This window comes from Glycomyces sp. MUSA5-2, from assembly GCF_037034145.1.
GTDB classification, from domain to species: Bacteria; Actinomycetota; Actinomycetes; order Mycobacteriales; family Micromonosporaceae; genus Glycomyces; species Glycomyces artemisiae.
In genome coordinates, this window is record NZ_JBAGKG010000002.1 from 841,109 (window position 1) to 863,761 (window position 22,653).

General features: G+C 69.2%; 25 protein-coding genes. 13 read left to right on the forward strand and 12 right to left on the reverse strand.

Annotated elements, in window-relative coordinates:
* Positions 1-254: 254 nt before the first annotated feature.
* From gap to secG, 4 genes are all read left to right on the forward strand, one after another.
* On the forward strand, positions 255-1,250 hold the full coding sequence (gap, locus tag WA640_RS09485; protein WP_106364546.1) for a type I glyceraldehyde-3-phosphate dehydrogenase: 996 nt from the start codon (positions 255-257) through the stop codon (positions 1,248-1,250).
* A gap of 7 nt (positions 1,251-1,257) precedes the next feature.
* Positions 1,258-2,454, forward strand: a complete 1,197-nt coding sequence (locus WA640_RS09490; protein WP_106364547.1) for a phosphoglycerate kinase — start codon at positions 1,258-1,260, stop codon at positions 2,452-2,454.
* Positions 2,455-2,456: 2 nt separating this feature from the next.
* A complete protein-coding gene (gene tpiA / locus WA640_RS09495) occupies positions 2,457-3,242 on the forward strand; it encodes a triose-phosphate isomerase (protein ID WP_106364548.1) in 786 nt (261 codons plus the stop codon).
* A gap of 199 nt (positions 3,243-3,441) precedes the next feature.
* Positions 3,442-3,687 (forward strand): preprotein translocase subunit SecG, encoded by a 246-nt coding sequence (gene secG, locus WA640_RS09500; protein ID WP_219926789.1) that lies wholly within the window; start codon positions 3,442-3,444, stop codon positions 3,685-3,687.
* A 65-nt stretch (positions 3,688-3,752) separates the two neighbouring features.
* On the opposite strand, the gene WA640_RS09505 is transcribed toward secG, so the two are convergent.
* The gene (locus WA640_RS09505) at positions 3,753-4,082 is read right to left on the reverse strand and encodes a MerR family transcriptional regulator (RefSeq protein WP_335987402.1); all 330 of its coding nucleotides are present in this window, start codon (positions 4,080-4,082) and stop codon (positions 3,753-3,755) included.
* A 130-nt stretch (positions 4,083-4,212) separates the two neighbouring features.
* On the opposite strand from WA640_RS09505, the gene WA640_RS09510 reads away from it, so the two are divergent.
* The 3 genes from WA640_RS09510 (at position 4,213) to WA640_RS09520 (ending at position 5,624) form a co-directional block, all read left to right on the forward strand.
* The gene (locus WA640_RS09510) at positions 4,213-4,629 is read left to right on the forward strand and encodes an Hsp20/alpha crystallin family protein (RefSeq protein WP_335987403.1); all 417 of its coding nucleotides are present in this window, start codon (positions 4,213-4,215) and stop codon (positions 4,627-4,629) included.
* A gap of 75 nt (positions 4,630-4,704) precedes the next feature.
* Positions 4,705-4,947 (forward strand): hypothetical protein, encoded by a 243-nt coding sequence (locus WA640_RS09515; RefSeq protein ID WP_335987404.1) that lies wholly within the window; start codon positions 4,705-4,707, stop codon positions 4,945-4,947.
* A gap of 323 nt (positions 4,948-5,270) precedes the next feature.
* Positions 5,271-5,624 carry an RNA polymerase-binding protein RbpA gene (locus tag WA640_RS09520; protein ID WP_106364556.1) on the forward strand — a complete coding sequence of 118 codons (354 nt, stop codon included), beginning with the start codon at positions 5,271-5,273 and terminating at the stop codon, positions 5,622-5,624.
* 181 nt (positions 5,625-5,805) lie between these two features.
* Here the strand turns inward: WA640_RS09520 and pgl are convergent, their stop codons facing one another.
* Genes pgl through tkt form a run of 6 tightly spaced genes read right to left on the reverse strand, consistent with a single transcriptional unit; the run spans position 5,806 to position 13,918 of the window.
* Complete coding sequence (pgl, locus tag WA640_RS09525) at positions 5,806-6,549, reverse strand: 6-phosphogluconolactonase (protein ID WP_335987405.1); 744 nt, start codon at positions 6,547-6,549, stop codon at positions 5,806-5,808.
* Positions 6,546-7,490 (reverse strand): glucose-6-phosphate dehydrogenase assembly protein OpcA, encoded by a 945-nt coding sequence (locus tag WA640_RS09530; protein WP_106364558.1) that lies wholly within the window; start codon positions 7,488-7,490, stop codon positions 6,546-6,548. Before WA640_RS09530 ends, pgl begins: the two co-directional genes overlap by 4 nt.
* A gap of 12 nt (positions 7,491-7,502) precedes the next feature.
* A complete protein-coding gene (gene zwf / locus WA640_RS09535; protein WP_335987406.1) occupies positions 7,503-9,038 on the reverse strand; it encodes a glucose-6-phosphate dehydrogenase in 1,536 nt (511 codons plus the stop codon).
* Entirely contained in the window at positions 9,039-10,655 is a 1,617-nt protein-coding gene (locus WA640_RS09540) for a glucose-6-phosphate isomerase (RefSeq protein WP_442904699.1), read from the reverse strand. It lies immediately after the preceding gene.
* Entirely contained in the window at positions 10,652-11,788 is a 1,137-nt protein-coding gene (tal, locus tag WA640_RS09545; RefSeq protein ID WP_335987408.1) for a transaldolase, read from the reverse strand. Before tal ends, WA640_RS09540 begins: the two co-directional genes overlap by 4 nt.
* Before the next feature lie 51 nt (positions 11,789-11,839).
* Positions 11,840-13,918 carry a transketolase gene (gene tkt, locus WA640_RS09550; protein WP_335987409.1) on the reverse strand — a complete coding sequence of 693 codons (2,079 nt, stop codon included), beginning with the start codon at positions 13,916-13,918 and terminating at the stop codon, positions 11,840-11,842.
* 213 nt (positions 13,919-14,131) lie between these two features.
* On the opposite strand from tkt, the gene WA640_RS09555 reads away from it, so the two are divergent.
* Positions 14,132-15,115 (forward strand): heme o synthase, encoded by a 984-nt coding sequence (locus WA640_RS09555; RefSeq protein WP_335987410.1) that lies wholly within the window; start codon positions 14,132-14,134, stop codon positions 15,113-15,115.
* Positions 15,116-15,170: 55 nt separating this feature from the next.
* Here the strand turns inward: WA640_RS09555 and WA640_RS09560 are convergent, their stop codons facing one another.
* Both WA640_RS09560 and WA640_RS09565 read right to left on the reverse strand, forming a co-directional pair.
* On the reverse strand, positions 15,171-15,452 hold the full coding sequence (locus WA640_RS09560; RefSeq protein ID WP_335987411.1) for a hypothetical protein: 282 nt from the start codon (positions 15,450-15,452) through the stop codon (positions 15,171-15,173).
* Positions 15,442-15,801 (reverse strand): hypothetical protein, encoded by a 360-nt coding sequence (locus WA640_RS09565; RefSeq protein WP_335987412.1) that lies wholly within the window; start codon positions 15,799-15,801, stop codon positions 15,442-15,444. Before WA640_RS09565 ends, WA640_RS09560 begins: the two co-directional genes overlap by 11 nt.
* A gap of 187 nt (positions 15,802-15,988) precedes the next feature.
* On the opposite strand from WA640_RS09565, the gene WA640_RS09570 reads away from it, so the two are divergent.
* Both WA640_RS09570 and WA640_RS09575 read left to right on the forward strand, forming a co-directional pair.
* Positions 15,989-16,906: a helix-turn-helix domain-containing protein gene (locus WA640_RS09570; protein ID WP_335987413.1), complete on the forward strand. Its 918-nt coding sequence runs from the start codon at positions 15,989-15,991 to the stop codon at positions 16,904-16,906.
* Complete coding sequence (locus WA640_RS09575) at positions 16,906-17,145, forward strand: DUF397 domain-containing protein (RefSeq protein WP_335987414.1); 240 nt, start codon at positions 16,906-16,908, stop codon at positions 17,143-17,145. The genes WA640_RS09570 and WA640_RS09575 overlap by 1 nt, the downstream gene beginning before the upstream one ends.
* Positions 17,146-17,151: 6 nt before the next feature.
* On the opposite strand, the gene WA640_RS09580 is transcribed toward WA640_RS09575, so the two are convergent.
* From WA640_RS09580 to WA640_RS09590, 3 genes are all read right to left on the reverse strand, one after another.
* Complete coding sequence (locus WA640_RS09580; RefSeq protein ID WP_335987415.1) at positions 17,152-17,424, reverse strand: hypothetical protein; 273 nt, start codon at positions 17,422-17,424, stop codon at positions 17,152-17,154.
* The gene (locus WA640_RS09585) at positions 17,421-17,687 is read right to left on the reverse strand and encodes a hypothetical protein (protein WP_335987416.1); all 267 of its coding nucleotides are present in this window, start codon (positions 17,685-17,687) and stop codon (positions 17,421-17,423) included. Before WA640_RS09585 ends, WA640_RS09580 begins: the two co-directional genes overlap by 4 nt.
* 333 nt (positions 17,688-18,020) lie before the next feature.
* Positions 18,021-18,908 (reverse strand): LysR family transcriptional regulator, encoded by an 888-nt coding sequence (locus WA640_RS09590; protein WP_335987417.1) that lies wholly within the window; start codon positions 18,906-18,908, stop codon positions 18,021-18,023.
* Between the two features lie 98 nt (positions 18,909-19,006).
* Here WA640_RS09590 and kdgD point away from each other — a divergent pair, with 98 nt between their 5' ends.
* Genes kdgD through WA640_RS09605 form a run of 3 tightly spaced genes read left to right on the forward strand, consistent with a single transcriptional unit; the run spans position 19,007 to position 22,622 of the window.
* Entirely contained in the window at positions 19,007-19,924 is a 918-nt protein-coding gene (gene kdgD / locus WA640_RS09595; protein ID WP_335987418.1) for a 5-dehydro-4-deoxyglucarate dehydratase, read from the forward strand.
* Entirely contained in the window at positions 19,921-21,294 is a 1,374-nt protein-coding gene (locus WA640_RS09600; RefSeq protein WP_335987419.1) for an aldehyde dehydrogenase (NADP(+)), read from the forward strand. The genes kdgD and WA640_RS09600 overlap by 4 nt, the downstream gene beginning before the upstream one ends.
* A gap of 53 nt (positions 21,295-21,347) precedes the next feature.
* A complete protein-coding gene (locus tag WA640_RS09605) occupies positions 21,348-22,622 on the forward strand; it encodes an enolase C-terminal domain-like protein (RefSeq protein ID WP_442904723.1) in 1,275 nt (424 codons plus the stop codon).
* Positions 22,623-22,653: the final 31 nt, after the last annotated feature.

Genomic DNA, 22,653 nt, shown 5'->3' on the forward strand with positions numbered 1-22,653 from the left:
GCGTACCCGCCTCGACCGCCTGCTCACGGGTTAGGCTTAACCGCGATGTCACACCCCCGTCCCGGGTGTGACATGATCGGGGGAACCCGCCGCGGAAGGTCTGCGAACCGGAGCGGTTAGGGTCAAGGAGTGCTCGGCGACGTGGCCGAACAGCGATCTGTTCCACCGTCGCTCTTCGGCTGAACGGATCGCGTGCGAGACCGCCTCCGGTCTCATTCAGATATCCGATCCTGTTCTAGCGAGGAGATGGGCACGTGACCATCCGCGTTGGCGTCAACGGCTTCGGCCGCATTGGGCGCAACTTCTTCCGGGCGGTTCTCGCCTCCGGTGCCGACATCGAGATCGTCGCCTTCAACGACCTGGGCGACGCCGAGACCATCGGCAACCTGCTGAAGTACGACTCGATCCTGGGTCGCCTCCCCTACGAGGTCAAGGTCGGCGCCGGCGAGCTGACCGTCAACGGCAAGACCATCAAGGCGTTCGCCGAGCGCGACCCCGCCAACATCGCGTGGGACGAGGTCGGCGCCGAGGTCGTCATCGAGTCGACCGGCTTCTTCACCGACGGCACCAAGGCCGCCGCCCACCTGGGCGGCTCGGTCAAGAAGGTCATCATCTCCGCCCCGGCGAAGAACGAGGACCTGACCGTGGTCATGGGCGTCAACCACGACAAGTACGACGCCGAGAACCACCACATCATCTCGAACGCGTCCTGCACCACCAACTGCCTCGCCCCGATGGCGAAGGTCCTGAACGAGTCCGTGGGCATCGAGAAGGGTCTGATGACCACGATCCACGCCTACACCCAGGACCAGAACCTCCAGGACGGCCCGCACAAGGACCCGCGCCGCGCCCGCGCCGCCGCCCTGAACGTCGTGCCCACCACGACCGGCGCCGCCAAGGCCGTCGGCCTGGTGCTGCCCGAACTCAACGGCAAGCTCGACGGCTACTCGCTGCGCGTCCCGGTCCCGACCGGCTCCATCACCGACCTCACCTTCGAGGCCTCCAAGGCCACCACGAAGGAGGAAGTGAACGCCGCGCTCAAGGCCGCCGCCGAAGGCCCGCTCAAGGGCATCCTGTACTACACCGAGGACCCGATCGTCTCCAAGGACATCGAGACCGACCCGCACTCCTGCATCATCGACGGCCTCCTGACCAAGGTCATCGACAACCAGGTCAAGGTCTTCGGCTGGTACGACAACGAGTGGGGCTTCTCGAACCGCCTCGTCGACCTGGTCAAGCTGGTCGGCTAGCAGTCTGATGAAGACGCTCGACGAACTCCTCCAGGAGGGCGTCAACGGTCGGCGCGTACTCGTACGCGCCGACCTCAACGTGCCTCTGGACGGGAAGACCATCACCGACGACGGCCGCATCCGCGCCGTCGCGCCCACGATCAAGGCGCTCGCCGAAGCCGGCGCCCGCGTCGTGGTCTGCTCGCACCTGGGCCGCCCGAAGGGCGCCCCGGACCCCGCCTTCTCGCTGGCCCCCGTGGCCAAGCGCCTCGGCGAGGTCCTCGGTCGCGAGGTCGCCTTCGCGGCCGACACGGTCGGCACCGACGCCGAGGCCAAGGCCGTCGCCCAGGGCGACGGCGACGTCCTCCTGCTGGAGAACCTGCGCTTCAACAAGGGCGAGACCAGCAAGGACGACACCGAGCGGGCCGAGTTCGCCGGCCAGCTCTCCGCGTTCGGCGACCTGTACGTGGACGACGCGTTCGGCGCGGTCCACCGCAAGCACGCCTCCGTGTACGACGTCGCGAAGCTCCTCCCGCACTACGCGGGCTGGCTCATCGCCAAAGAGGTCGAGGTCCTCTCGAAGCTCACCGGCAAGCCCGAGCAGCCGTACGTCGTCATCCTCGGCGGCGCGAAGGTCTCCGACAAGCTCGCGGTCATCGACAACCTGCTCGACAAGGTCGACACGCTCATCGTCGGCGGCGGCATGATGTTCACGTTCCTCGCGGCCAAGGGCCACGAGGTCGGCTCGTCGCTGCTGGAGAAGGACCAGATCGAGACCTGCAAGACCTACCTGGAGCGCGCCGCCGAACTCGGCGTCGAACTGCTGCTGCCGGTCGACACGACCACGGCCGCCGAGTTCGCCGCCGACGCCGAGCCGCTCACGGTGGCCGTCGACGCGATCCCGGCCGAGCGCATGGGCCTCGACATCGGCCCCGAGTCCGCGAAGCTGTTCGCCGAGCGGATCGCCGGAGCGAAGACCGTGTTCTGGAACGGCCCCATGGGCGTCTTCGAGTTCCCCGACTACGCCGCGGGCACGAAGACCGTCGCCCAGGCGCTGGTGGACTCCGAGGCGTTCAGCGTGGTCGGCGGCGGCGACTCCGCCGCGGCGGTCCGCACCCTCGGCCTGCCCGAGGACGGCTTCGGCCACATCTCGACCGGCGGCGGCGCCTCCCTCGAATACCTTGAGGGCAAGACGCTCCCCGGCCTGGACGCACTGGAGAAGTGAACATGACTGAGACCCGCAAGCCGCTCATCGCCGGCAACTGGAAGATGAACCTCAACCACCTCGAAGCGATCGCGCTGGTGCAGAAGCTGGCCTTCAGCCTCACCCGCGAGCAGCTCGAAGCGGTCGAGACCGTCGTCCTCCCGCCGTTCGTCGACATCCGCAGCGTGCAGACGCTGGTCGACGGCGACAAGCTGACCATCGGCTTCGGCGCGCAGGACCTGTCGGCGCACCCGTCGGGCGCGTACACCGGCGAGATCGCCGGCTCGATGCTCGCGAAGCTGGGCTGCTCGTACGTGGCCGTGGGCCACTCCGAGCGCCGCCAGTACCACGAGGAGTCCGACGAGCTGGTGGCCGCGAAGGTCCGCCAGGCGCTCAACAACGGCATCAGCCCGATCCTCTGCGTCGGCGAGGCCCTGGACGTCCGCGAGGCGGGGAACCACGTCCCGCACACGGTCAGCCAGCTCATCGCCGCCGTCGACGGGCTCACCGAGGAAGAGCTCGCCAAGGTCGTCGTCGCGTACGAGCCGGTCTGGGCCATCGGGACGGGCCGCACGGCCACCCCCGAGGACGCCCAGGAGGTCATCGGAGCCCTGCGCTCGGCCCTGGCCGAGAAGTTCGGCGCCGTGGCCGAGCGGGTCCGCATCCTCTACGGCGGCTCGGTGAAGTCCTCCAACGTCGCCCAGATCATGGGCAAGGCCGACATCGACGGCGCCCTCGTGGGCGGCGCTTCGCTCGACGCTGAGGAGTTCGCCAAGATCGTCCGCTTCCCCGAGCACGCCGGGGCGTAAGAAGGTTTCGCCCGCAGTGCCCGAGCTGAGCACTGCGGGACGCAGACAGGGCCGCCGTACAACGACGTACGGCGGCTCCTTGCATTTACATTCGGCTACATGCCCTACGGTCTTCGGGTATATGCCCTGCGCTAAACTCGTGCCTGGCCCAAGCCCCAAACCGGGCCAGATTTGCTGAGAGGACACCCGATCACTGATGATGACGGTTCTGACTTGGGCCCTGCTGGTCATCCTGCTGCTGTCCAGCGCGATTCTCATCCTGATGGTGCTGCTGCACAAGGGTAAGGGCGGCGGTCTGTCGAGCATGTTCGGCGGCGGCATGTCATCGGTGGCGGCGGGCTCCTCCGTTGCGGAGAAGAACCTGACCCGGATCACCATCGGTGTGGGCATCATCTGGTTCGCCTGCATCATCGCCTTCGGGCTCCTGCTCCGCACGCTCGTGTAGAGCCCCAAAGACTTCGAGGGAGGGCCCCGACCGCGGTGCGGTCGGGGCCCTCCCTCGTGCCGCGTTCAGGAGTCCTCGTAGCGCTCCAGGCGCTTGCGCACGTCGCCGAGCTCGGAGTGCAGCCGCTGGTTCTCGACCTCCATCTCCAGGACCAGCTTGATCCCGGCGAGGTTGAGCCCTCCGGCCAGCAGTTCGCCGATCCGCTGGATGCGGCCGAGGTCGTCGTCGCTGTAGCGGCGCGTGCCGCCGGCGGTGCGGCTCGGCTCGATGAGGCCGCGAGCCTCGTAGACGCGCAGCGTCTGCGGCGCGAGGTTCATCAGCTCGGCCGCCACCGAGATGCCGTACACCGCGTGGTCGGACGCGTGTCGGTCGAGAGGCCGCGAATCCGGTGCCACATTTCCTCCTGCTGCCTGTGCTCCTGACGACTCCAGTTTATCTCCCTCCCACGGCTTGACGAAATCTCAAACGCGCGCTATAAATTTTGTGTCGTTACGTTCTCAGGTCTCATCCAGGAGGTGACCTTCGATGCTGATGCGTACGGACCCGTTCCGAGAGCTCGACCGTCTCGCGCAGCAGTTCCTGTCCCGCAACGATTCCCAGCTCATGATGCCGATGGACGCGTGGAAGGAGGAGCATTCCTTCACCGTCGAGCTGGACCTGCCCGGCGTCCGGGAGGCCGACATCGACCTTGAGGTCGAGCGGAACGTCCTCACCGTGCGGGCCGAGCGCCGCGCCGCCGACTCCGGCGACCGCGAGGTGATCCACTCCGAGCGTCCGACCGGCGTGTTCATGCGGCAGATCTTCCTCAGCGACGCCCTCGACACCGAGCACGTCGAGGCGTCCTTCCGGGACGGCGTGCTCACGCTGCGGATCCCGGTGGCGGAAGAGGCCAAACCGCGCAAGGTGCTGATCGGCACCGGCAAGCGCGAGATCGAACAGTAGCCGCGCCCGCCGCGGCACTTGGAGATTCGGGGCGCCCGGCGCTGCCGGACGCGCCCCGGTTTGGAGGCATATGACATGAGCGGAGCCTGTCACGACCGCCTCGACGGCGGTATCGAGTACGAGCTGTCCTGCGACGGCTGCGGAGCCCTGTTCCGCTGCGGCGACGACTCGTACTTCAGCTGGCCGGTCCTGTGCTCGGCCGCCGAAGCGGAGGGCTGGGGCGTCGCCCCCGACCTCGGCGGCGAGCACCGGTGCGGCGAGTGCGTCATCTCCCCTGAGCGCCGACCGGGCGCTCAAGACCGCCTCGTTCCCGCCTGATCCGGCCGCACGGCCTCCGCCCGGTGCTCGGGGTGTCCCCAGGCGGAGGCCGACGCTTTCCGTTGTGCAGCAGTGGAACCGAGACCGCCACGGCGTTCTGGGCCCGTCCGGGCAGTGCGCACAACCCCCATACATGACATCTTGCCACTGTGTGCGTTACGTCATAGAATTGCTCAGGGCGGTGCCCCAGCCGCTCCGGCCGGTGACTCCACGGCCACGCCCTCGGGGAGTCACGGTCTTCCTCCCGCTGACGCTCCGCAACCGTGGTCGCGCCCGGTCTACATCCACAGTAGATCCCCTGTCTGTGAGGAGCGATCACACATATGTCCAACGGACACGCCATCCGCGGCACCCGCATCGGCGCCATCCCCGGTCTCCACACCGAGCGCGGCGAGCCGGTGCCCCGGCAGAACATCAAGTACTGGTGCGCCAAAGGACACGAGACCGTACTGCAATTCGCACTGTACGTGGAAGTACCGCAGGAATGGGACTGCACCTGCTGCGGCTGGCCCGCCGGCCCCGACCAGGACAATCCCCCGGAACAGCGAACCGTCAAGCCGTACAAGACCCATCTGAACTACGTACGCGAGCGCCGCAGCGAGGAGGAGGCCGAAGACCTCCTCGCCGAAGCGCTCGCCGCCAGGGCCGCCGCGCGCGGCGAACGATCCCTCTTCTGAACCACCCCGCACCAGGCCGCCCGTCACTAGGTTGGGTGATCGGAGCGCCGGCCGCGCACCGCTGACAGGGTCCCACCACCCCAGCGCGACAGCGCCCCGCAAGGGAGGCCGAACAGACCGAGGGCCCGGATCGTGCATCCTATTTCCTATAGGATGCACGATCCGGGCCCTTACGCTTGCCTCAGAACTCCAGGTGCTTCAGCTGCGCCGCCGCGTCCTTGTCGACGAGCCAGCGCGTGTGGCCCTGGGCCTGCACGCGGCCCGCCGGGAGCTCGCCCTTCGACAGGGCCTCGTCCACGGCCGCAGCCTTGCCCTCGCCCGAGGCGATGATCCACACCGTGTAAGCGGCGTTGATCGCCTCCAGCGTCAGCGAGACGCGCTCGGGCGGCGGCTTGGGGGAGTTGCGCACCCCCACGGCCGCGCCCTCGGCGTCGAGCGCCGGGTTGCCCGGGAACAGCGACGCGACGTGGCCGTCCTCGCCGATCCCCAAGAGCAGCAGGTCGAACGCGGGCAGACCGGACCCGCCGGAAGCGGCCTCCAGTTCGGCCGCGTACAGCGCCGCCGCCTCCTCGGGCGTGTCCACCACGTCCGAAGCGGCCATCGGATGCACCCGCTCGGGGTCGATCAGGAGCTTGTCCAGGAACGCCGCGCGCGCCTGGGTCTCGTTACGCTCCGGGTCGCCCGAGGGCAGGAACCGCTCGTCGCCCCACCAGAAGTCGACCTTCGACCAGTCCACGACCGAGCGGATCTCCGACTCCAGCACGTACTGGTACACGCGCGCCGCGATGCGGCCCCCGGTCAGCACGATCGACGCCTCGCCCCGCTGCGCTTGCACGTCGGCGAGCCGGTTGATGAGCCGCGACGCGACCGCCTCCGCGAGCACCTCGGCGCCCTCGTGGACGATCACCGCGCCCGAGCGGCTCATACCGCGTGCTCCGCCGCGTACTGCTCCTGGAACGTGTCCAGGACCCGCCGGTACGCGGTGTCGGGGTCGATGTGCCGCAGCTCCTCGGCGAGCAGCTGGCCCAGGGTCCGGCCCTGGAGCGTCTGGCGGCGCTTCGGCAGCCCCGCCTGGCGCAGGACCGTGGTCCCGTCGGACTTCCGCTCGACCTCCATCGTCTCCCCGCCGGCCATCGTGAACGCCACGGAGGCGATCGCGGGCAGGTGCTCGGAGTTGCGCTCGACCTCGGTGTCGACCACGTCGGGCGCGACGCCCAGGCGCGTGTGCAGCCACGCGGCCATGAGCTGCGCCGACGGGTCGCCGTCGTCGGCCTTGATGGTGATCTTCTCGACCGACTGCGTGACCCCGTCGAAGGCGCTGGCGATGAGCGAGCGCCACAGGCTGATGCGGGTCCAGCAGATGTCGGTGTCGCCCGCGGCGTAGGACTCGGCGCGGCGGTAGAGCGACTGCACCGGGTCGGCCGCGCGGGCCGAGTAGGTGATGCGGCGGTCGGCGAACGAGCGCAGCTCGTGCTCCAGGCCGTAGCGGACCGGGTCGAGCAGCCACCAGGTCACGACCGGCACGTCCGGTGCGAGCATCGGCAGCACGATCGAGGTCAGGTGCGCGGCGGCCGGGCCGTCGAGGCGCAGGATGATCGCCTCGGCGGACCCGAGCCGTTCCCCTACGGTCACTTCGGCGTCGATGCGCGGCTCGGGCGCGTCCACGTCCCGGGGGATCGCGAGGATCAGCCGGTACGGGTGCTCCTGCGCGGCGAACGAGGCGGCCTTCTCGACCTCCTCGCGCTCGTCCTCGGTGGTCAGGGCGACCAGGTTGAGGGCCAGGCCGGAGGCGCCGCCGCCGGTCTCGTGGAGCTGCTTCTCCAGGGCCTTCATGATGTCGCCGGTGGTGGTGTCCTTCAGATGCATGTCAGGACCCTTCTACGCCCGGCGCCAGCGGCGGCCGGAGGACTGGAGCATCAGGTCGGCCCCGGCGGGGCCCCACGTGCCGGACTCGTACGGCTCGGGCTTCGTGGACTGCCAGTACGCTTCGAGCGGGTCGATGACCGCCCACGACGCGTCCACTTCCTGCGCGTCGGGGAACAGCGTCTTGTCGCCCAGGAGCACGTCCAGGATGAGCCGCTCGTACGCCTCGGGGCTGGACTCGGTGAACGTCTCGCCGTAGCCGAAGCCCATCGAGATGTCCCGCAGCTCCATGCCCGTGCCCGGGACCTTCGACCCGAACTTGACGGTGATGCCCTCGTCGGGCTGCACGCGGATCACGAGCTGGTTGTTGCCGAGCGTCTTGGTGTCGTAGTCGGCGAACGGCATGTGCGGGGCCTCCTTGAAGACCACCGCGATCTCGGTGACCCGCTTGGGGAGGCGCTTTCCGGTGCGCAGGTAGAACGGGACGCCGTTCCAGCGCCGGTTCTGGATGCCCAGCTGCACCGCCGCGTAGGTCTCCGTGGTGGAGGTCTGCGGGATGTTCTCCTCGGACAGGTAGCCCTTGACGGGGCGGCCCTGCACCCAGCCGTCGGTGTACTGGCCGCGGATCGCGGTGGACTCCAGGTCGTCGTGGAGCTTGATGGCCCGCAGGACCTTCAGCTTCTCGGTGCGGATCTCCTCGGCCTCGAACCCGTTGGGCTGCTCCATGGCCGCGATGGCGAGGAGCTGGAGGACGTGGTTCTGGAGGACGTCGCGGGCGGCGCCGTTGTCGTCGTAGAACCCGGCGCGGGAGCCGATGCCGACGTCCTCGGCCATGGTGATCTGCACGTGGTCGACGTAGTTGGAGTTCCAGATCGGCTCGAACATGGCGTTCGCGAAGCGCAGCGCGAAGATGTTCTGCACCGTCTCCTTGCCGAGGTAGTGGTCGATGCGGAACACGTCCTCGGCGGTGAACACGTCGTCGACGAGCTGGTTGAGCTCCTTCGCGGACTCGCGGTCCTCGCCGAAGGGCTTCTCGACGACGACGCGGCGCCAGCCGCCGCGGTCCTGGCGGTTGTCGGACATGCCGGTCCGCTTGAGCTGCTTGAGGACCGTGGGGAACGCGAGCGGCGGGATCGAGAAGTAGAACGCGGCGTTGCCGACGATGCCGTGCGTGATGCGCAGCTCGTCGACGGTGGCGTCGAGCTTGTCGAACGCCTCGTCGTCGTCGAACGCGCCCTGCACGAACTTGAAGTTGCCGGACAGGCGCGCCCACACCTCCTCGCGCCACGGGGTGCGCGCGTGGGACTTGGCGGCCTCGCGGGACATCTCCTCGAAGGTCTCGTCGCCCCAGTCGCGGCGGGCGAAGCCGACGATCACGAACGACGCCGGGAGCAGGCCCCGGTTCGCGAGGTCGTAGATCGCCGGGATGAGCTTCTTCTTGGCGAGGTCGCCGGTGACGCCGAAGATCACCAGGGCGCACGGCTCGGGGATGCGCGGCAGGCGCCGGTCGGCGGGGTCGCGCAGCGGGTTGGCGAGTACGTGGTCACCCATCTAGCTCAGCTCCCTCAGGGCGTGCACGAGCTGGTTGATGCCGCGCTTGCGGTCGGTCAGGTGGAGCCGCACGAGCGGGCGCTCGCGCGACTGGAGGGCCTGGCGGTCCCCGGCGGCCTGCGCGGCCTGGAGCCCGGCGAACGTGTAGTCGCGGCCCGGGATGAGCAGGTCTTCGCCGACCTCGCCGGTGAGCTGGAGGAACACGCCGGTCTGGCGGCCGCCCTTGTGGAACTGGCCGGTGGAGTGCAGGAACCGCGGCCCCCAGCCCCACGTGACCGGGGCGCCGGTGCGCTCGGCGAGGCCCGCGCGGAGCTTCGCCGCCTCGGCGTCGTCGATCCGGTCCAGGTACGCGAGCACCGCGATGTACGCGTCCTCGCGGTCGGCGTTGGTGAGCAGCTCGCCGAGCGCGCCCGCGACGGTCTCGGCGTGCGAGCCGTAGATCTCCACCGCGCCGTCCACCGCGTGCGGGCGCTCCTCAGGGAGGCCGTCGGCGAGGATGCGGTTGGTGTTCTCCTTGGACTCGGTCACGTTCGGCTGGTTGAACGGGTCGATCCCGATCAGGTACCCGGCGTAGGCGGTTGCGAGCTCCCACGCGAGGAACTGCGCGCCGAGCGGGCCGTTGACGACCACGTCGGGCATCGCCAGCTGCGAGCCCGCGGCCGGCAGGCCCGTCGAGGACCCGCCGACGGTGGCGTACACGCGGTCGGACCCGCGGGCGCCCGGCGCGGCCGGTCCTTCGAGGACGACCGGGAGGGTGCCCTTGCCGTCCTTGCCGAGGGACTCGGCGATGAGCTGCTCGGCCCAGTCGCCCAGGCCCACGACGCCCGTGCCGTCGTCGGCGATGGTGATGGTCGGCTTGGCGGCGATGACCGCGCCGAGGACCACGGCCGGGTTGTCGCCGTCGCTCTCGATCGTGGTCGCGAAGTCCTCGGCCTGCTCGATGAGCTCGGCGATGTCGGCGCCCGCGAGCGCGGTCGGGACGAGCCCGAACGCGGTCAGCGCCGAGTACCGGCCGCCGACGTTCGCGTCAGCGAGGAACAGGTGCGAGCCCTGCTCGTTCGCGAGCTTCTCCAGCGCGGAGCCGGGGTCGGTGACGAACACGAACCGGCCGGCCGAGTCCTCGATGCCCACGCCCTTGAACGCGGCCTCAAAGGCGCGCCGCTGGGAGTCGGTCTCCACGGTGGACCCGGACTTGGAGGACACGACGACGGCGGTGCGGCGCAGCGACGCCTCCCCGAGCTCGGCCAGGATCTGGCCGGGGTCGGTGGTGTCGAGGATGCTGATGCCCAGGTCGAGGGTGCGGGAGATGACCTCGGGGGCGAGCGAGGAGCCGCCCATGCCCGCGAGGGCGATGTGGTCGATGCCCTGCTCGGCGAAGTCGGCGCGGAGCTTCGCGAGCTGCGCGACGAGCTCCTTGGACTTGACGAACGTGTCGATCCAGCCGAGCCGGATCGCCGCCTCCGCTTCGGCCTCGGGGCCCCACAGGGTGGCGTCCTTGGCGGCGAGCCTGGCGGGGATGCCCTCGTTCTTGAGCCGGTCGACGCTGCCGTTCACGTCGACGCCGGTGGTGACCGCCAGTCCTCCTGCGGCTTCCATCTTGCCCATTGGCTCACTCACTTCTGTGCTCCGCTTTCCAACGACGTGCTCGTTTCGAGCTTGGACTCGATCTGCTCCAGGAGCTGGTTCCAGGAGACGATGAACTTCTCGACGCCCTCGTCCTCCAGGACCTTGACGACGTCGGCGTAGTCGACGCCGACGCGTTCGAGCTGGAGCATCACCGTGGCCGCGTCCGCGTAGTGGGGGCGGATGGTGTCGGCCTCGACCTCGCCGTGGTCGGCGAAGTCGTGGATGGTGCCCTCGGGCATGGTGTTGACCGTGCCGGGCGCGATGAGGTCCTCGACGTACATGACGTCGCGGTAGTCGGGGTTCTTCACCGAGGTCGACGCCCACAGCGGCCGCTGCGGGACGGCCCCGGCGGCCGCGAGGGCCTCCCAGCGCGGGGACGCGAACGCATTCTCGAACTCCTGGTACGCCAGGCGCGCGTTGGCGATCGCGGCCTTGCCCTTGAGGGCCTTGGCCTCGTCGGTGCCGATCGCGTCGAGGCGCTTGTCGATCTCGGAGTCCACGCGGGACACGAAGAACGAGGCGACCGAGCGGATCTGCGAGAGGTCGTGCCCGGCGGCCTTGGCGCCCTCCAGGCCCGCCATGTAGGCGTCCATGACGCCGCGGTACCGCTCCAGGGAGAAGATGAGCGTCACGTTGACGCTGATCCCCGCGCTGACCGCGGCGGTGATGGCGGGGAGTCCGGCCTCGGTGGCCGGGATCTTGATCATGGTGTTGGGCCGGTCGACGGCCCACCACAGGTACTTGGCCTCCGCGATGGTCGCCTTCGTGTCGTGGGCGAGCCGCGGGTCGACCTCGATCGAGACGCGGCCGTCCTGGCCGCCGGTCTGCTCGAAGACCGGGGCCAGGACGTCGGCGGCCCAGCGGATGTCGTAGGTGGTGATGGCGCGAGCGGCTTCCTCGACGCTCACTTTGCGGACCGCCAGGTCGGCGATCTGCCCGTCGTAGCCGTCTCCCTTGGAGATGGCGGTGGCGAAGATGGTCGGGTTCGAGGTCACGCCCACCACCGAAGATCCGGCGATGAGGTCCTTCAGGTTGCCCGACTCCAGTCGGTGCCGGGAGATGTCGTCGATCCAGACCGACACGCCCGCGGCCGACAGGCCCGCGAGGTTCTCGTTCGCGCTCATCGGTTCCTCCAGCTTTCCAGCTAGTACTTGATCCGCTTCAGTTCAGTTGTATTACTGCTGTGCCTTCTTGATGGAGGAGCGGGCCGCGTCCGCGACGGCGGCGGCGGTGATCCCGAATTCCTCGTACAGCTTCTCGAACGGCGCGGAGGCACCGAAGTGTTCCAGGGAGACGCTGACTCCCGCGTCACCCACGAGGCCGCGCCACGAGAGGGCGATGCCCGCCTCGACGGAGACGCGGGCCTTGACGGCCTTGGGCAGCACCGACTCCTTGTAGTCGTCGTCCTGCTCCTCGAACCACTCGATGGACGGGACGGAGACCACGCGGGCCTTGACGCCCTCGCCCGCGAGGGTCTCGGCGGCCTCGACCGCGAGCTGGACCTCGGAGCCGGAGCCGAGCAGGATCACGTCGGGGGTGCCGTCGGTGTCGAGCAGCGTGTACGCGCCCTTCGCGGCGCCCTCGGCCGAGGCGAACTTCGCGCGGTCCCACACGGGGATGTTCTGGCGGGTCAGCGCCAGCGCGGCCGGGCGGTCCTGCTTCTGGAGCAGGGTCTTCCAGACCACGGCGGTCTCGTTCGCGTCGCCGGGGCGGATGACGTCCAGGCCCGGGATCGCGCGGAGGGCCGCGAGGTGCTCGACGGGCTGGTGGGTCGGGCCGTCCTCGCCGAGGCCGATCGAGTCGTGCGTCCACACGTACACGACCGGGGTCTTCATGAGGGCCGCCAGGCGCACCGCGCCGCGCATGTAGTCGGAGAACACGAGGAACGTGCCGCCGTACGGGCGGGTCGGGCCGTGGAGCTTGATGCCGTTGAGGATCGTGCCCATCGCGAACTCGCGGATGCCGAAGTGGAGGGTCCGGCCGTACGGGTTGCCCGGGTACGCCTTGGTCTGGCGGCTCAGCGGCAGGAACGACGGCTCGCCGTCCATCGTGGTGTTGTTGGAGCCGGCGAGGTCGGCCGAGCCGCCCCACAGCTCCGGCAGGACCGGCGCGAGCGCCGAGAGGACCTTGCCGGACGCGGACCGGGTGGCGACGCCCTTCGCGGACGGCTCGAACTCGGGGAACGCGTCCTCGAAGCCCTCGGGGAACTCGCCCGCCCACAGGCGGTCGTGCAGGGCCTTGCGGTCGGGGTTCGCGGCGCCCCAGTTGTTGAAGTCGGTGCGCCAGGCCGAGTGGTCCTCGCGGCCGCGGGCCACGGCCTCGCGGGTGTGCGCGAGCACGGCGTCCTCGACGTAGAAGGACTCGTCGGCGGGGAAGCCGAGGATCTCCTTGGTCGCGGCGATCTCGTCGGCGCCGAGCGCGGAGCCGTGCGCGGCGTACGAGTTCTGCTTCTTCGGCGCGGGCCAGCCGATGATGGTCTTCAGGCGGATGAACGACGGCTTGTCGGTGACGGCCTTGGCCTTCTCGATGGCCTCGAAGAGGGCCTTCGGGTCCTCCTTGTAGCCGTCGCCGTCGCGCCAGTCGACGTGCTGCACGTGCCAGCCGTACGCCTCGTAGCGCTGGGCGACGTCCTCGCCGAGGGCGATGCGGGTGTCGTCCTCGATGGAGATCTCGTTGTCGTCGTAGATGACGACCAGGTTGCCCAGCTCCTGCACGCCCGCGATCGAGGAGGCCTCGTGCGTGACGCCCTCCTCGATGTCGCCGTCGGAGGCGATGACGTACACGAAGTGGTCGAACAGGCTCTCGCCCTGCTCGGGCTCGGGGTCGAACAGGCCGCGCTCGCGGCGGGCCGCCATCGCCATGCCGACCGCGGTGGCCAGGCCCTGGCCGAGCGGACCGGTGGTGGTCTCGACGCCCGCGGTGTGGCCCACCTCGGGGTGGCCGGGGGTGAGGGATCCCCACTGGCGCAGGCTCTTCAGGTCGTCCAGTTCGAGGCCGTACCCGGCCAGGTACAACTGCACGTACAGCGTCAGGCTGGAGTGGCCGCAGGAGAGCACGAAGCGGTCGCGGCCCTCCCAGTGCGGGTCGCTCGGGTCGTGCCGCATGACCTTCTGGAACAGCGTGTGCGCCACGGGGGCGAGGCTCATCGCGGTGCCGGGGTGGCCGTTGCCGGCCTTCTGGACGGCGTCGGCGGCGAGCAGCCGGGCGGTGTCGACCGCCTTCTGATCGAGTTCGGTCCACTCGAACTGTGCCACTGCGATACTCCTTGGTACTCGTCGTATTTGGGCCCTTGACGTGTGTCTTCTGACCCTACCTACACGCGGTGAACTTTATGCGCACTCTCTCGGGAGGCGGAATTCCGCTCGTTGTGAACCCGCCCACGAGCAGTCCTCGCGTCGGAAAGCGCCTGCTAGGGGCCCGTGACCCGCGGCCGGGTCACAACCTCACCGCCCGTATGGTGGGCCGTGATGAACGAGGACCCGACCCAGGCCGTCGCCGACACCCCCCGGCCCGCCCGCAAGCGCATCTCACTGCCCGATCCCGAAGCCGCCGCGGCGGCCCGGCCCGGCTGGAAGACGATCGTCGGCGCGTACGTGTCGCTGACGAAGCCCCGCATCGTGGAGCTGCTCCTCATCACCACCATCCCCGCGATGCTCGTCGCGGCGCGGATGGAGTTCGACGCGCTCCCGTCGCTGACCGCGGTCCTCGCGACCCTCATCGGCGGCGCGCTCGCCGCCGGGTCGGCCAACGCGATCAACTGCTACATCGACCGCGACATCGACCAGCTCATGGCCCGCACCTCGCGGCGCCCCCTCGCCAAGCACCAGATCGAGCCGCGCAACGCCCTGGTCTTCGGCCTCGTCATCGGCGCGGTCGCGGTCCTCGGCATGGGCCTGCTCGTCAACTGGCTCGCCGCGCTCCTCACCTTCGGCGCGATCGTCTACTACGACGTCGTCTACACGATCTGGCTCAAGCGGACCACCCCGTACAACACGGTCTGGGGCGGCGCCTGCGGCGCGGCCCCCGTGCTCATCGGCTGGGCCGCGGTCACCGGGCACATGTCCTGGATGGCCTGGATCCTCTTCGCGGTGGTCTTCCTCTGGCAGCCCCCGCACTTCTACGTCCTCGCCATGAAGTTCAAGGACGACTACGCCGCCGCCGGCATCCCGATGCTCCCGGTCGTCGCCCCGGCGAAGCGCGTCGCCGTCGAGTCCGTCGTCTACGGCTGGGCCATGCTCGCCGTCTCCCTCATCGCCGTCCCCCTCGGCGCCACCTGGCTCTACGGCACCGTCGCGATCGTCGCGGGCGGCATGTTCGTCTGGGAGTGCCACAAGCTCCTGACCCGCGTCAACCGCGGCGAGGACCCCAAGCCCATGCGCCTCTTCCACTGGTCCACCAGCTACCTGACGCTCCTGTTCCTGGCGCTGGCGGTCGACTCCTTCCTCATGTAGGACAAGCGAACGCAATCGGCGGGGCGGCCCGAAGGGCCGCCCCGCCGATCCGTGTTCAGGTGTTCTCTGGTGTGGCGATGAGTCGCCGGGCCTGTTCGAGGATCCATGGGCACCACGGGTCGCCCGCCCAGCCGGGGACCCATTCGGGTGCCGGTTCGGGTTCGTCGACGAACCGGCAGATCGCTTTGGGTCCGACGCCGTCGTTGCATTCGATCCGGTACTCGGCGGGACCCAGTGCGTAGGTGGTCTCCCGGTAGAGGGCGAACACCGCCGGGCCGCGGCGGAAGTCCCCGAGCCACCCGTCGGAGTCGGGGCGGGTTCCGGGTTCAGCCTTCACAGAACCGCACCCGCCCCTCGGGCCGGGGTCGGTTGTCGATGGCGCGGCCGTTGTAGAACACGCCGAAGGCCGAGTCCTCGAACCAGGCCTTCCACTCGGGCGCGAACGCCCGCCAGCCCTGGCCCCAGGTGGCGTGGAGGTGCCCGGAGTTGAGTCCGGACACGATGAGCACGAGATTGGCCGGGTTCTCGGCGACCGACACCTGGAACGAATCCGGAGCGGTGGCACTGGAGGCCCGGACGGTGAACAGGTTCTGCCGGTCGCCGAAGGTCCCTCGCACGAGCGGGTCGGCCCCGCGCCGATCATGGTTGGGATTGTCGGGCGCGTGCGCGACAATGGGTATGGACACGGATCAACCTCCGCTGTCTGTTAGGCCGGGGCGGGACAGGTTTCCTAGGCCATTCGACCCGCCCCGGCTGCTTTCGGTGGAAGACGCGAAATGCCCGCTTCCGCGAACCCTGTCACCAGAATCCGGTGATCGACTTCTCACGCCTAGTTGGTATCATGGCACACGGTTGTGAGTGAATCAAGATTGCGTGGCGCGACGAGCCGCGAAATTTCTGTCGATCACCCGACAGAACGATGGAGGCGAAATGGCAGGCGTATCGAACCCCGGACCGAGCCTTCGCTCGCAGTGGCTCGGCGAGAAGCTGCGCGAGCTCCGGAACTCCAAGAAACTCCCGCTCAAAGCGGTCGGCGAATACCTCCAGCGGGATGCGAGCACTATCAGCCGATACGAGAACGGCGAGTTCCCGATCCGCCTTATCGACCTGCAGGCCCTGCTCTCCCTCTACGGCGTGTCGGATCGGAAGGAGCGCGAGGGCTTCGAGCAGATATGCAAAGACTCGTGGCAGAAGGGCTGGTGGGATCAGCATCGCGACGACCTGGGAGAAGAATTCATCAACCTCCCGTGGCTCGAAAGCCGCGCGGACCGGATCTGCGCCTATCAGGTCATGGTCGTCCACGGCCTCCTCCAGACCCGCGCCTATGCCGAGGCGCTGATCCGGAACGTGGACGAGCGGAAGGCGAGCGAAGACCAAATCGAACGATGGGTCGACCTCAGAATCGATCGCCAGCGAGTGCTCTCAGACGAGGGTGGACCGAGCTTCGCGGTGATCCTGGAGGAGTATGTGCTCAACCGGCCGATCGGCGGCGCCGCAATCTGGCGTGCACAACTGGAGCACCTGATCGAGCAGAGCGAACGCGACAACATCGAGGTGCGGATCATGCCGGTCGACCGGGCGCCGCATGCCGGGCATCAAGGAACCTTCACCCTGTTCGAGCTGCCCGAGCCCTACACGCCAGTCGCCTACATCGACACCCTCGGTGGGCCGCTGTTCATCGAAGAACCGACCGTCCAGCGGTTCAGCGATGTGTGGAATGATCTGGATAGCCAGGCGCTCAGCCCCAAGCGATCCCGGCAAATGATCGCGAACCGCTTGAAGGAGTCTTGATGAGCACCGATCAGCAGCTCTCGGCATCGGAGCTGGCTGGAATCCCTTGGCGCACCAGTACCCGCAGCTCCGACAACGGCGGGCAGTGTGTGGAGGCCGGTCCTCTGGCTGACGGCTCTGGCCGGGTCGCGGTGCGGCACTCGCGCCACCCCGAGGGGTCGGTAATCGTGTACACCCGCGCCGAATGGACCGCTTTCCTCGCCGGGGCCAAAGACGGCGAGTTCGACTTCACCGACTGAAGCTCCTCAGCAGTCCGGCGCAGGAGTAATGCTGAACTGCATGTTGAGATAGGTCTCAGTCGAGTTCAGCGAGGTTGCGAGCAGCTCGGCGGGGCAGACGGTTTCGCTGCCCTGCATGATCTGGTTCGGCTCGCCCGCTCCGGGCTCAAGCACCGATGCGAACCACTCGGCGCCTGCGGCCTGGTCGGCGCCGGTGACCGCCGCAGCGGTCCAGCAGGTGTTGAGGAAGTCTTCGGTGGTTGTGGTGCGGATGCGAACTCGCTGAACGCGGCTTTTCACTCCTCGGTACCAGTCTGGGTCGGCATGGAAGTTCGCGGTTCCTCGACGAGGTCCGCGAAGGTGGTGTCGTGCTCGACGATGTAATCGCGATTGACCACGAACCAGAAGGTGGCGGCGAGGCAGAGGAACGCGACTATCAAGGTGTGGGCGATGAGTTTCTTCGATCCCTTCGGGTAGAGGAGGAACCGCGCGATCGCGAATGCGATGCATACACCGGTGAGGGTCAGCCCTAGCGGAAGGGCATGTTCGGCGATGAACTTCATATGTCTCGGCGGGCCTCTCGCCGAGTCTCGATGGCCCGAACACTCCAGTCAAGAATCCAAAGCGCGGCGAGTGAGGGGACTCCGACCAGAGCAGTGCCCAAGAACCCCCTGAGGATTGCATCCGGCTCGTGGTTGCCGGCAAGGTAGTAGCCGTACATCATCATGGCGCACAACGCAATAGCGGCAATCTGGGGCCGCACTCGACGCCATGCCGCAATCAAGAAGTCCACATCCCTCGTCCCTCGCTTGGCAACCTGAGTTACATGAGGATCGCACATCAACGGCCCCGATGGCGGCCGCGCTGGGGCGATGGCCGGTTCGCGGATTGTGTGCTCAAACGCGGTCGAGGAGGGCGGCCAGTGCTGGGTTGGTGTGGGCTGTTCTCCAGGTGCAGAAGAGTTCCACGGTGTCTCGGGGCATGTCCGGGATGGTGAGGAATTCGAGGTTGGGGAGCGCGAGGGTCGCGGCGGAGCTGGGGACGAGGGCCACTCCGAGACCGGCGTTGACGACGGCGGCGACGGTGTGGACCTGACTGATGTGCTGCACGTAGCGGGGCTTGACGTTCGCGTTGCGGAAGGCGGCCACGACGAGTTCGTAGAAGTACCAGGCCTCGCTGGGGGAGTAGGTCACCACGTCGTGCTCGGCGATGTCGGCGAGCGCGGGGGCGCGGCCGAGGCGGGTGAGCGGGTGCTCCTTCGGGGCGGCCAGGACCAGGGTGTCGGTCGAGACCAGGCGGGCGTCGAGGATCTCAGAGCGGGGGACCTGGCGGACCAGGCCCACTTCGATCTCCCCGGCGAGGAGCGCGTCGAGCTGCGCGTGGGTGACCATCTCGCTGAGGACCAGGTCGACTTCGGGGAGTTCCGCGGCTGCCGTCTTTATCCACTCGCCGAGGACCGTCAGCGCGGAGACGGCCGTGAAGCCGATCCTGATCGTTCCGGCCGTTCCCGCCGCTACTCGGCGGGCTCGCAGCGGGGCCATGTCGACGGAGGTCAGGAGACGGCGGGCCTCTTCCAGGAACACGCGGCCTGCGGGGGTGAGGTCGGCGCCGGTCGAGTTGCGGGTGAACAGTTCGAAGCCGATCGTCCGCTCCAGGCGCTGGACCTGGCGGCTCAGGGGCGGCTGGGTCATGTGGAGGCGGGTGGCCGCGCGCCCGAAATGGCCCTCTTCGGCGACGGCGACGAAGCCGCGGAGCTGGTCGAGGGTGTAGCTGCCTTCGGTCATGCCTTGAAGGTATCGGGTGATGTCCAAACGGTGTTTGACGGGTATGGGAACCGCTTTTAGGGTCGTCCCATCCCTACGACCACAGGAGTTCCCCCCGAATGACCCGATTCGCCCCCGCGGAGATCCAGACGGCCCTCGGTTCCGGACTGCTGTCCTTCCCGGTGACGCACTTCCGCGACGACCTGTCGTTCGACGAGGCCGCGTACCGCGAGAACCTGTCGCACCTGGCGTCGTTCCCGGCCGCCGGACTGTTCGCCGCGGGCGGCACCGGCGAGTTCTTCTCGCTGACCGCCGCGGAGACCGCGCAGGTCGTGCGGGCCGCCGTGAAGGAATCGGCCGGGGCCGTCCCGATCGTCGCCCCCGCCGGACTCGGCACCGCGCAGGCCGCCGCCTTCGCGAAGGACGCCGAGGAGGCCGGTGCGGACGCGGTGCTGCTGTTCCCGCCGTATCTGACCGAGGCCGGGCAGAACGGGCTGTTCGCGCACGTGAAGGCCGTCTGCGACGCCACTTCGCTGGGCGTCATCGTCTACCACCGCGCCAATGCGGTGTACGGGGTCGACACCGTTGCGCGCCTTGCCGACGCGTGCCCAAACCTCATCGGGTTCAAGGACGGCGTGGGGGACATCGAGTTCATGACCCGGCTGTACGCCACCCTGGGCGACCGGCTGCTGTACATCGGCGGTCTTCCTACTGCGGAAACGTTCGCGCTTCCTTACCTCCAGCTCGGGGTCACCACCTACTCCTCGGCGATCTTCAACTTCGTTCCCGAGTTCGCGCTCGCCTTCTATGAGGACGTGCGGGCGCAGAACTCCGCCGAGGTGTATCGGCGTCTGCGCGAATTCGTGCTCCCTTACCTGGAGATCCGCAATCTCGGTAAGGGCTATGCCGTCTCGATCGTCAAGGCCGGGATGCGCGCGGTCGGACGGAGCGCCGGGCCCGTCCGACCGCCATTGACCGAGCTGCGGGACGACGAGTTCGCCGCGCTCGCCGCACTGATCGGGAAGGCCGCTGCATGAGCACGTTCCCCGAAGTCGACCAGGCCGTCGCCGCCGCAACGACCGCGTTCGGCGCCTACCGGCAGACCGCCCCGCGCGTCCGCGCCGCGTTCCTCGACTCGATCGCCGACCGCATCGAGGCCATCCCCGACCTGCCGGAGACCGTGCACCGCGAGACGCACCTGCCGGTCGCCCGCGCCGAGAACGAGCGCGGCCGCACCTGCAACCAGCTCCGCATGTTCGCCCGGCTCCTCGAAGACCCCGCCTGGAATCGGCCCCGCACCGCACCGGGCGAGCCCGACCTGCGCCTGCGGCACGTGCCGCTCGGGCCGGTCGCCGTGTTCGGCGCCAGCAACTTCCCGCTGGCGTTCTCCGCGGCCGGAGGCGACACCGCCGCCGCGCTGGCCGCGGGCGCGCCCGTCGTCGTCAAAGCCCATGAGGCGCACCCGGACACGTCGCGGCTCGTCGGCGACGCGATCCAGGCAGCGGTGAAGGAGCACGGCCTGCCCGAAGGGGTCTTCACGCTCCTGTTCGGCCCCGGCCGCACCCTCGGCCAGGCGCTCGTCGCCCACCCCGGGATCAAGGCCGTCGCGTTCACCGGCTCGCGCGCCGCCGGGCTCGCCATCGCCGCGACCGCCGCCGCGCGGCCCGTGCCGATCCCGGTCTACGCCGAGATGTCGAGCGTCAACCCCGTGTTCCTCCTGCCCGGCGCGCTCGCCGATGACGCCGAAGGGCTCGCCCGCGGCTTCGCCGCCTCCGCGGTCCTCGGCTCGGGGCAGTTCTGCACGAACCCCGGACTCGTGTTCGCGCGCACCGGGAACGGGCTCGACGCGTTCCTCAAGACCGCTGCGGCTTCGTTCGCGGAGACGCCCGCGCAGCCCATGCTCACCGACGGCATCCGCGCCGCCTACGAGACCGGCCGCGAGCGCCTCGCCGCCCTCCCCGGGACCGAACTCGTCGCCCAGGGGACCGGCGAGCCCGCCGCCGCGCTGTACCGCACCGACGCCGCCACGTTCCTCGCCGAGCCCGCTTTGCGCGAGGAGATCTTCGGGGCGACGTCGCTCGTGGTCGCGATCGACTCGGAAGTGGAGACGCACCGGATCATCGACGTCCTCGACGGCCAGCTCACCGCCACACTCCACACTGGAGACGGGGACGCCGAGGAGGCCGCCCGGCTCGTGCCGCGGCTCGAACTGCTCGCCGGGCGGATCGTCCACGGCGGCTGGCCCACCGGGGTCGCGGTCGGCGAGGCGACGGTCCACGGCGGGCCGTTCCCCGCGACCACCGACGCCCGCACCACCTCCGTGGGCACGCTCGCGATCGACCGGTTCCTGCGTCCCGTCGCCTACCAGGACTTCCCGGCCGGACTCCTCCCGGAGGAGCTGCGGTGAGCACCCCCGTCGTCACGGGCCTCCGCGTCGTCCCCGTCGCGGGGCGGGACTCCATGCTGCTCAACCTGTCCGGCGCACACGGCCCGTTCTTCACCCGCAACCTCGTGATCCTCACCGACGACTCCGGCGCCACCGGCGTCGGCGAGGTCCCCGGCGGGCAGGCCATCGCCGACACCATCGAGGACGCGCGCGCACTGGTGGTCGGCAAGCCCATCGGCACCTGGAACGCGATCCTCACCGACGTCAGGCGCACGTTCGCCGACCGCGACGCCGCCGGACGCGGCCGCCAGACCTTCGACCAGCGCGTCGCCGTCCACGCCGAGACCGCCCTCGAAGCCGCCCTGCTCGACCTGCTCGGGAAGTTCCTCGACGTCCCGGCCGCGGCACTGCTGGGAGACGGGATCCAGCGGGACTTCGTGCCGGTCCTCGGGTACCTCTTCTACATCGGGGACAAAGGGAAGACCGACCTCCCGTACCGCGACGGCGACAGCGGTGTCGAGGGCGTTGACGACTGGTTCCGCCTGCGCGACAAGGAAGCCCTCACCCCCGACGCGGTCGTCGCGCTCGCCGAGGCCGCCTACGACCGCTACGGCTTCCGCGACTTCAAGCTCAAAGGCGGCGTCCTCCCCGGTCCCGAGGAGGCCGCCGCGGTCACCGCCCTCGCCGAGCGGTTCCCCGACGCCAGGATCACCCTGGACCCCAATGGGGCCTGGTCCCTCGAAGCGGCAATTGCCCTGTGTCGTAACCTAAGCGGCATTCTTGCCTACGCCGAGGACCCCTGCGGAGCCGAGGGCGGGTACTCCGGACGCGAAGTCATGGCCGAGTTCCGCCGCGCCACCGGGATGCCCACCGCCACCAACATGATCGCCTGCGACTGGCGCGAACTCGGCCACGCCGTGCGCGCCGGCGCCGTCGACATCCCCCTCGCCGACCCGCACTTCTGGACCCTGTCCGGCTCCGTGCGCGTCGCCCAGCTCTGCGAGGCGTGGGGCCTCACCTGGGGATCCCACTCCAACAACCACTTCGACGTGTCGCTGGCGATGTTCACCCACGCCGCCGCGGCCGCCCCCGGCGCGATCACCGCGATCGACACCCACTGGATCTGGCAGGACGGCCAGCGCCTCACCAAGGCGCCCTTGCAGATCCGCGACGGGCGGATCCCGGTGCCCGACGCGCCCGGACTCGGCGTCGACCTCGACCTGGACCAGGTCGAGGCCGCGCACGAGCTCTACCTCAAGCACGGCCTCGGCGCGCGCGACGACGCCGCGGCCATGCAGTACCTGGTCCCCGGCTGGACCTTCGACCCGAAGCGCCCCTGCCTGGCCTGACACCGTCCCTACGAACTGAACACACTCAATG

Coding starts and splice junctions, on each gene's coding strand:
- WA640_RS09490 (WP_106364547.1), top strand. CDS start 1,258: ATGAAGACGCTCGACGAACTCCTCCAGGAGGGCGTCAACGGTCGGCGC.
- tpiA (WP_106364548.1), top strand. CDS start 2,457: ATGACTGAGACCCGCAAGCCGCTCATCGCCGGCAACTGGAAGATGAAC.
- secG (WP_219926789.1), top strand. CDS start 3,442: ATGACGGTTCTGACTTGGGCCCTGCTGGTCATCCTGCTGCTGTCCAGC.
- WA640_RS09510 (WP_335987403.1), top strand. CDS start 4,213: ATGCTGATGCGTACGGACCCGTTCCGAGAGCTCGACCGTCTCGCGCAG.
- WA640_RS09515 (WP_335987404.1), top strand. CDS start 4,705: ATGAGCGGAGCCTGTCACGACCGCCTCGACGGCGGTATCGAGTACGAG.
- WA640_RS09520 (WP_106364556.1), top strand. CDS start 5,271: ATGTCCAACGGACACGCCATCCGCGGCACCCGCATCGGCGCCATCCCC.
- pgl (WP_335987405.1), bottom strand. CDS start 6,549: ATGAGCCGCTCGGGCGCGGTGATCGTCCACGAGGGCGCCGAGGTGCTC.
- WA640_RS09530 (WP_106364558.1), bottom strand. CDS start 7,490: ATGCATCTGAAGGACACCACCACCGGCGACATCATGAAGGCCCTGGAG.
- zwf (WP_335987406.1), bottom strand. CDS start 9,038: ATGGGTGACCACGTACTCGCCAACCCGCTGCGCGACCCCGCCGACCGG.
- tal (WP_335987408.1), bottom strand. CDS start 11,788: ATGAGCGCGAACGAGAACCTCGCGGGCCTGTCGGCCGCGGGCGTGTCG.
- WA640_RS09555 (WP_335987410.1), top strand. CDS start 14,132: ATGAACGAGGACCCGACCCAGGCCGTCGCCGACACCCCCCGGCCCGCC.
- WA640_RS09575 (WP_335987414.1), top strand. CDS start 16,906: ATGAGCACCGATCAGCAGCTCTCGGCATCGGAGCTGGCTGGAATCCCT.
- WA640_RS09585 (WP_335987416.1), bottom strand. CDS start 17,687: ATGAAGTTCATCGCCGAACATGCCCTTCCGCTAGGGCTGACCCTCACC.
- WA640_RS09590 (WP_335987417.1), bottom strand. CDS start 18,908: ATGACCGAAGGCAGCTACACCCTCGACCAGCTCCGCGGCTTCGTCGCC.
- kdgD (WP_335987418.1), top strand. CDS start 19,007: ATGACCCGATTCGCCCCCGCGGAGATCCAGACGGCCCTCGGTTCCGGA.
- WA640_RS09600 (WP_335987419.1), top strand. CDS start 19,921: ATGAGCACGTTCCCCGAAGTCGACCAGGCCGTCGCCGCCGCAACGACC.
- WA640_RS09605 (WP_442904723.1), top strand. CDS start 21,348: ATGCTGCTCAACCTGTCCGGCGCACACGGCCCGTTCTTCACCCGCAAC.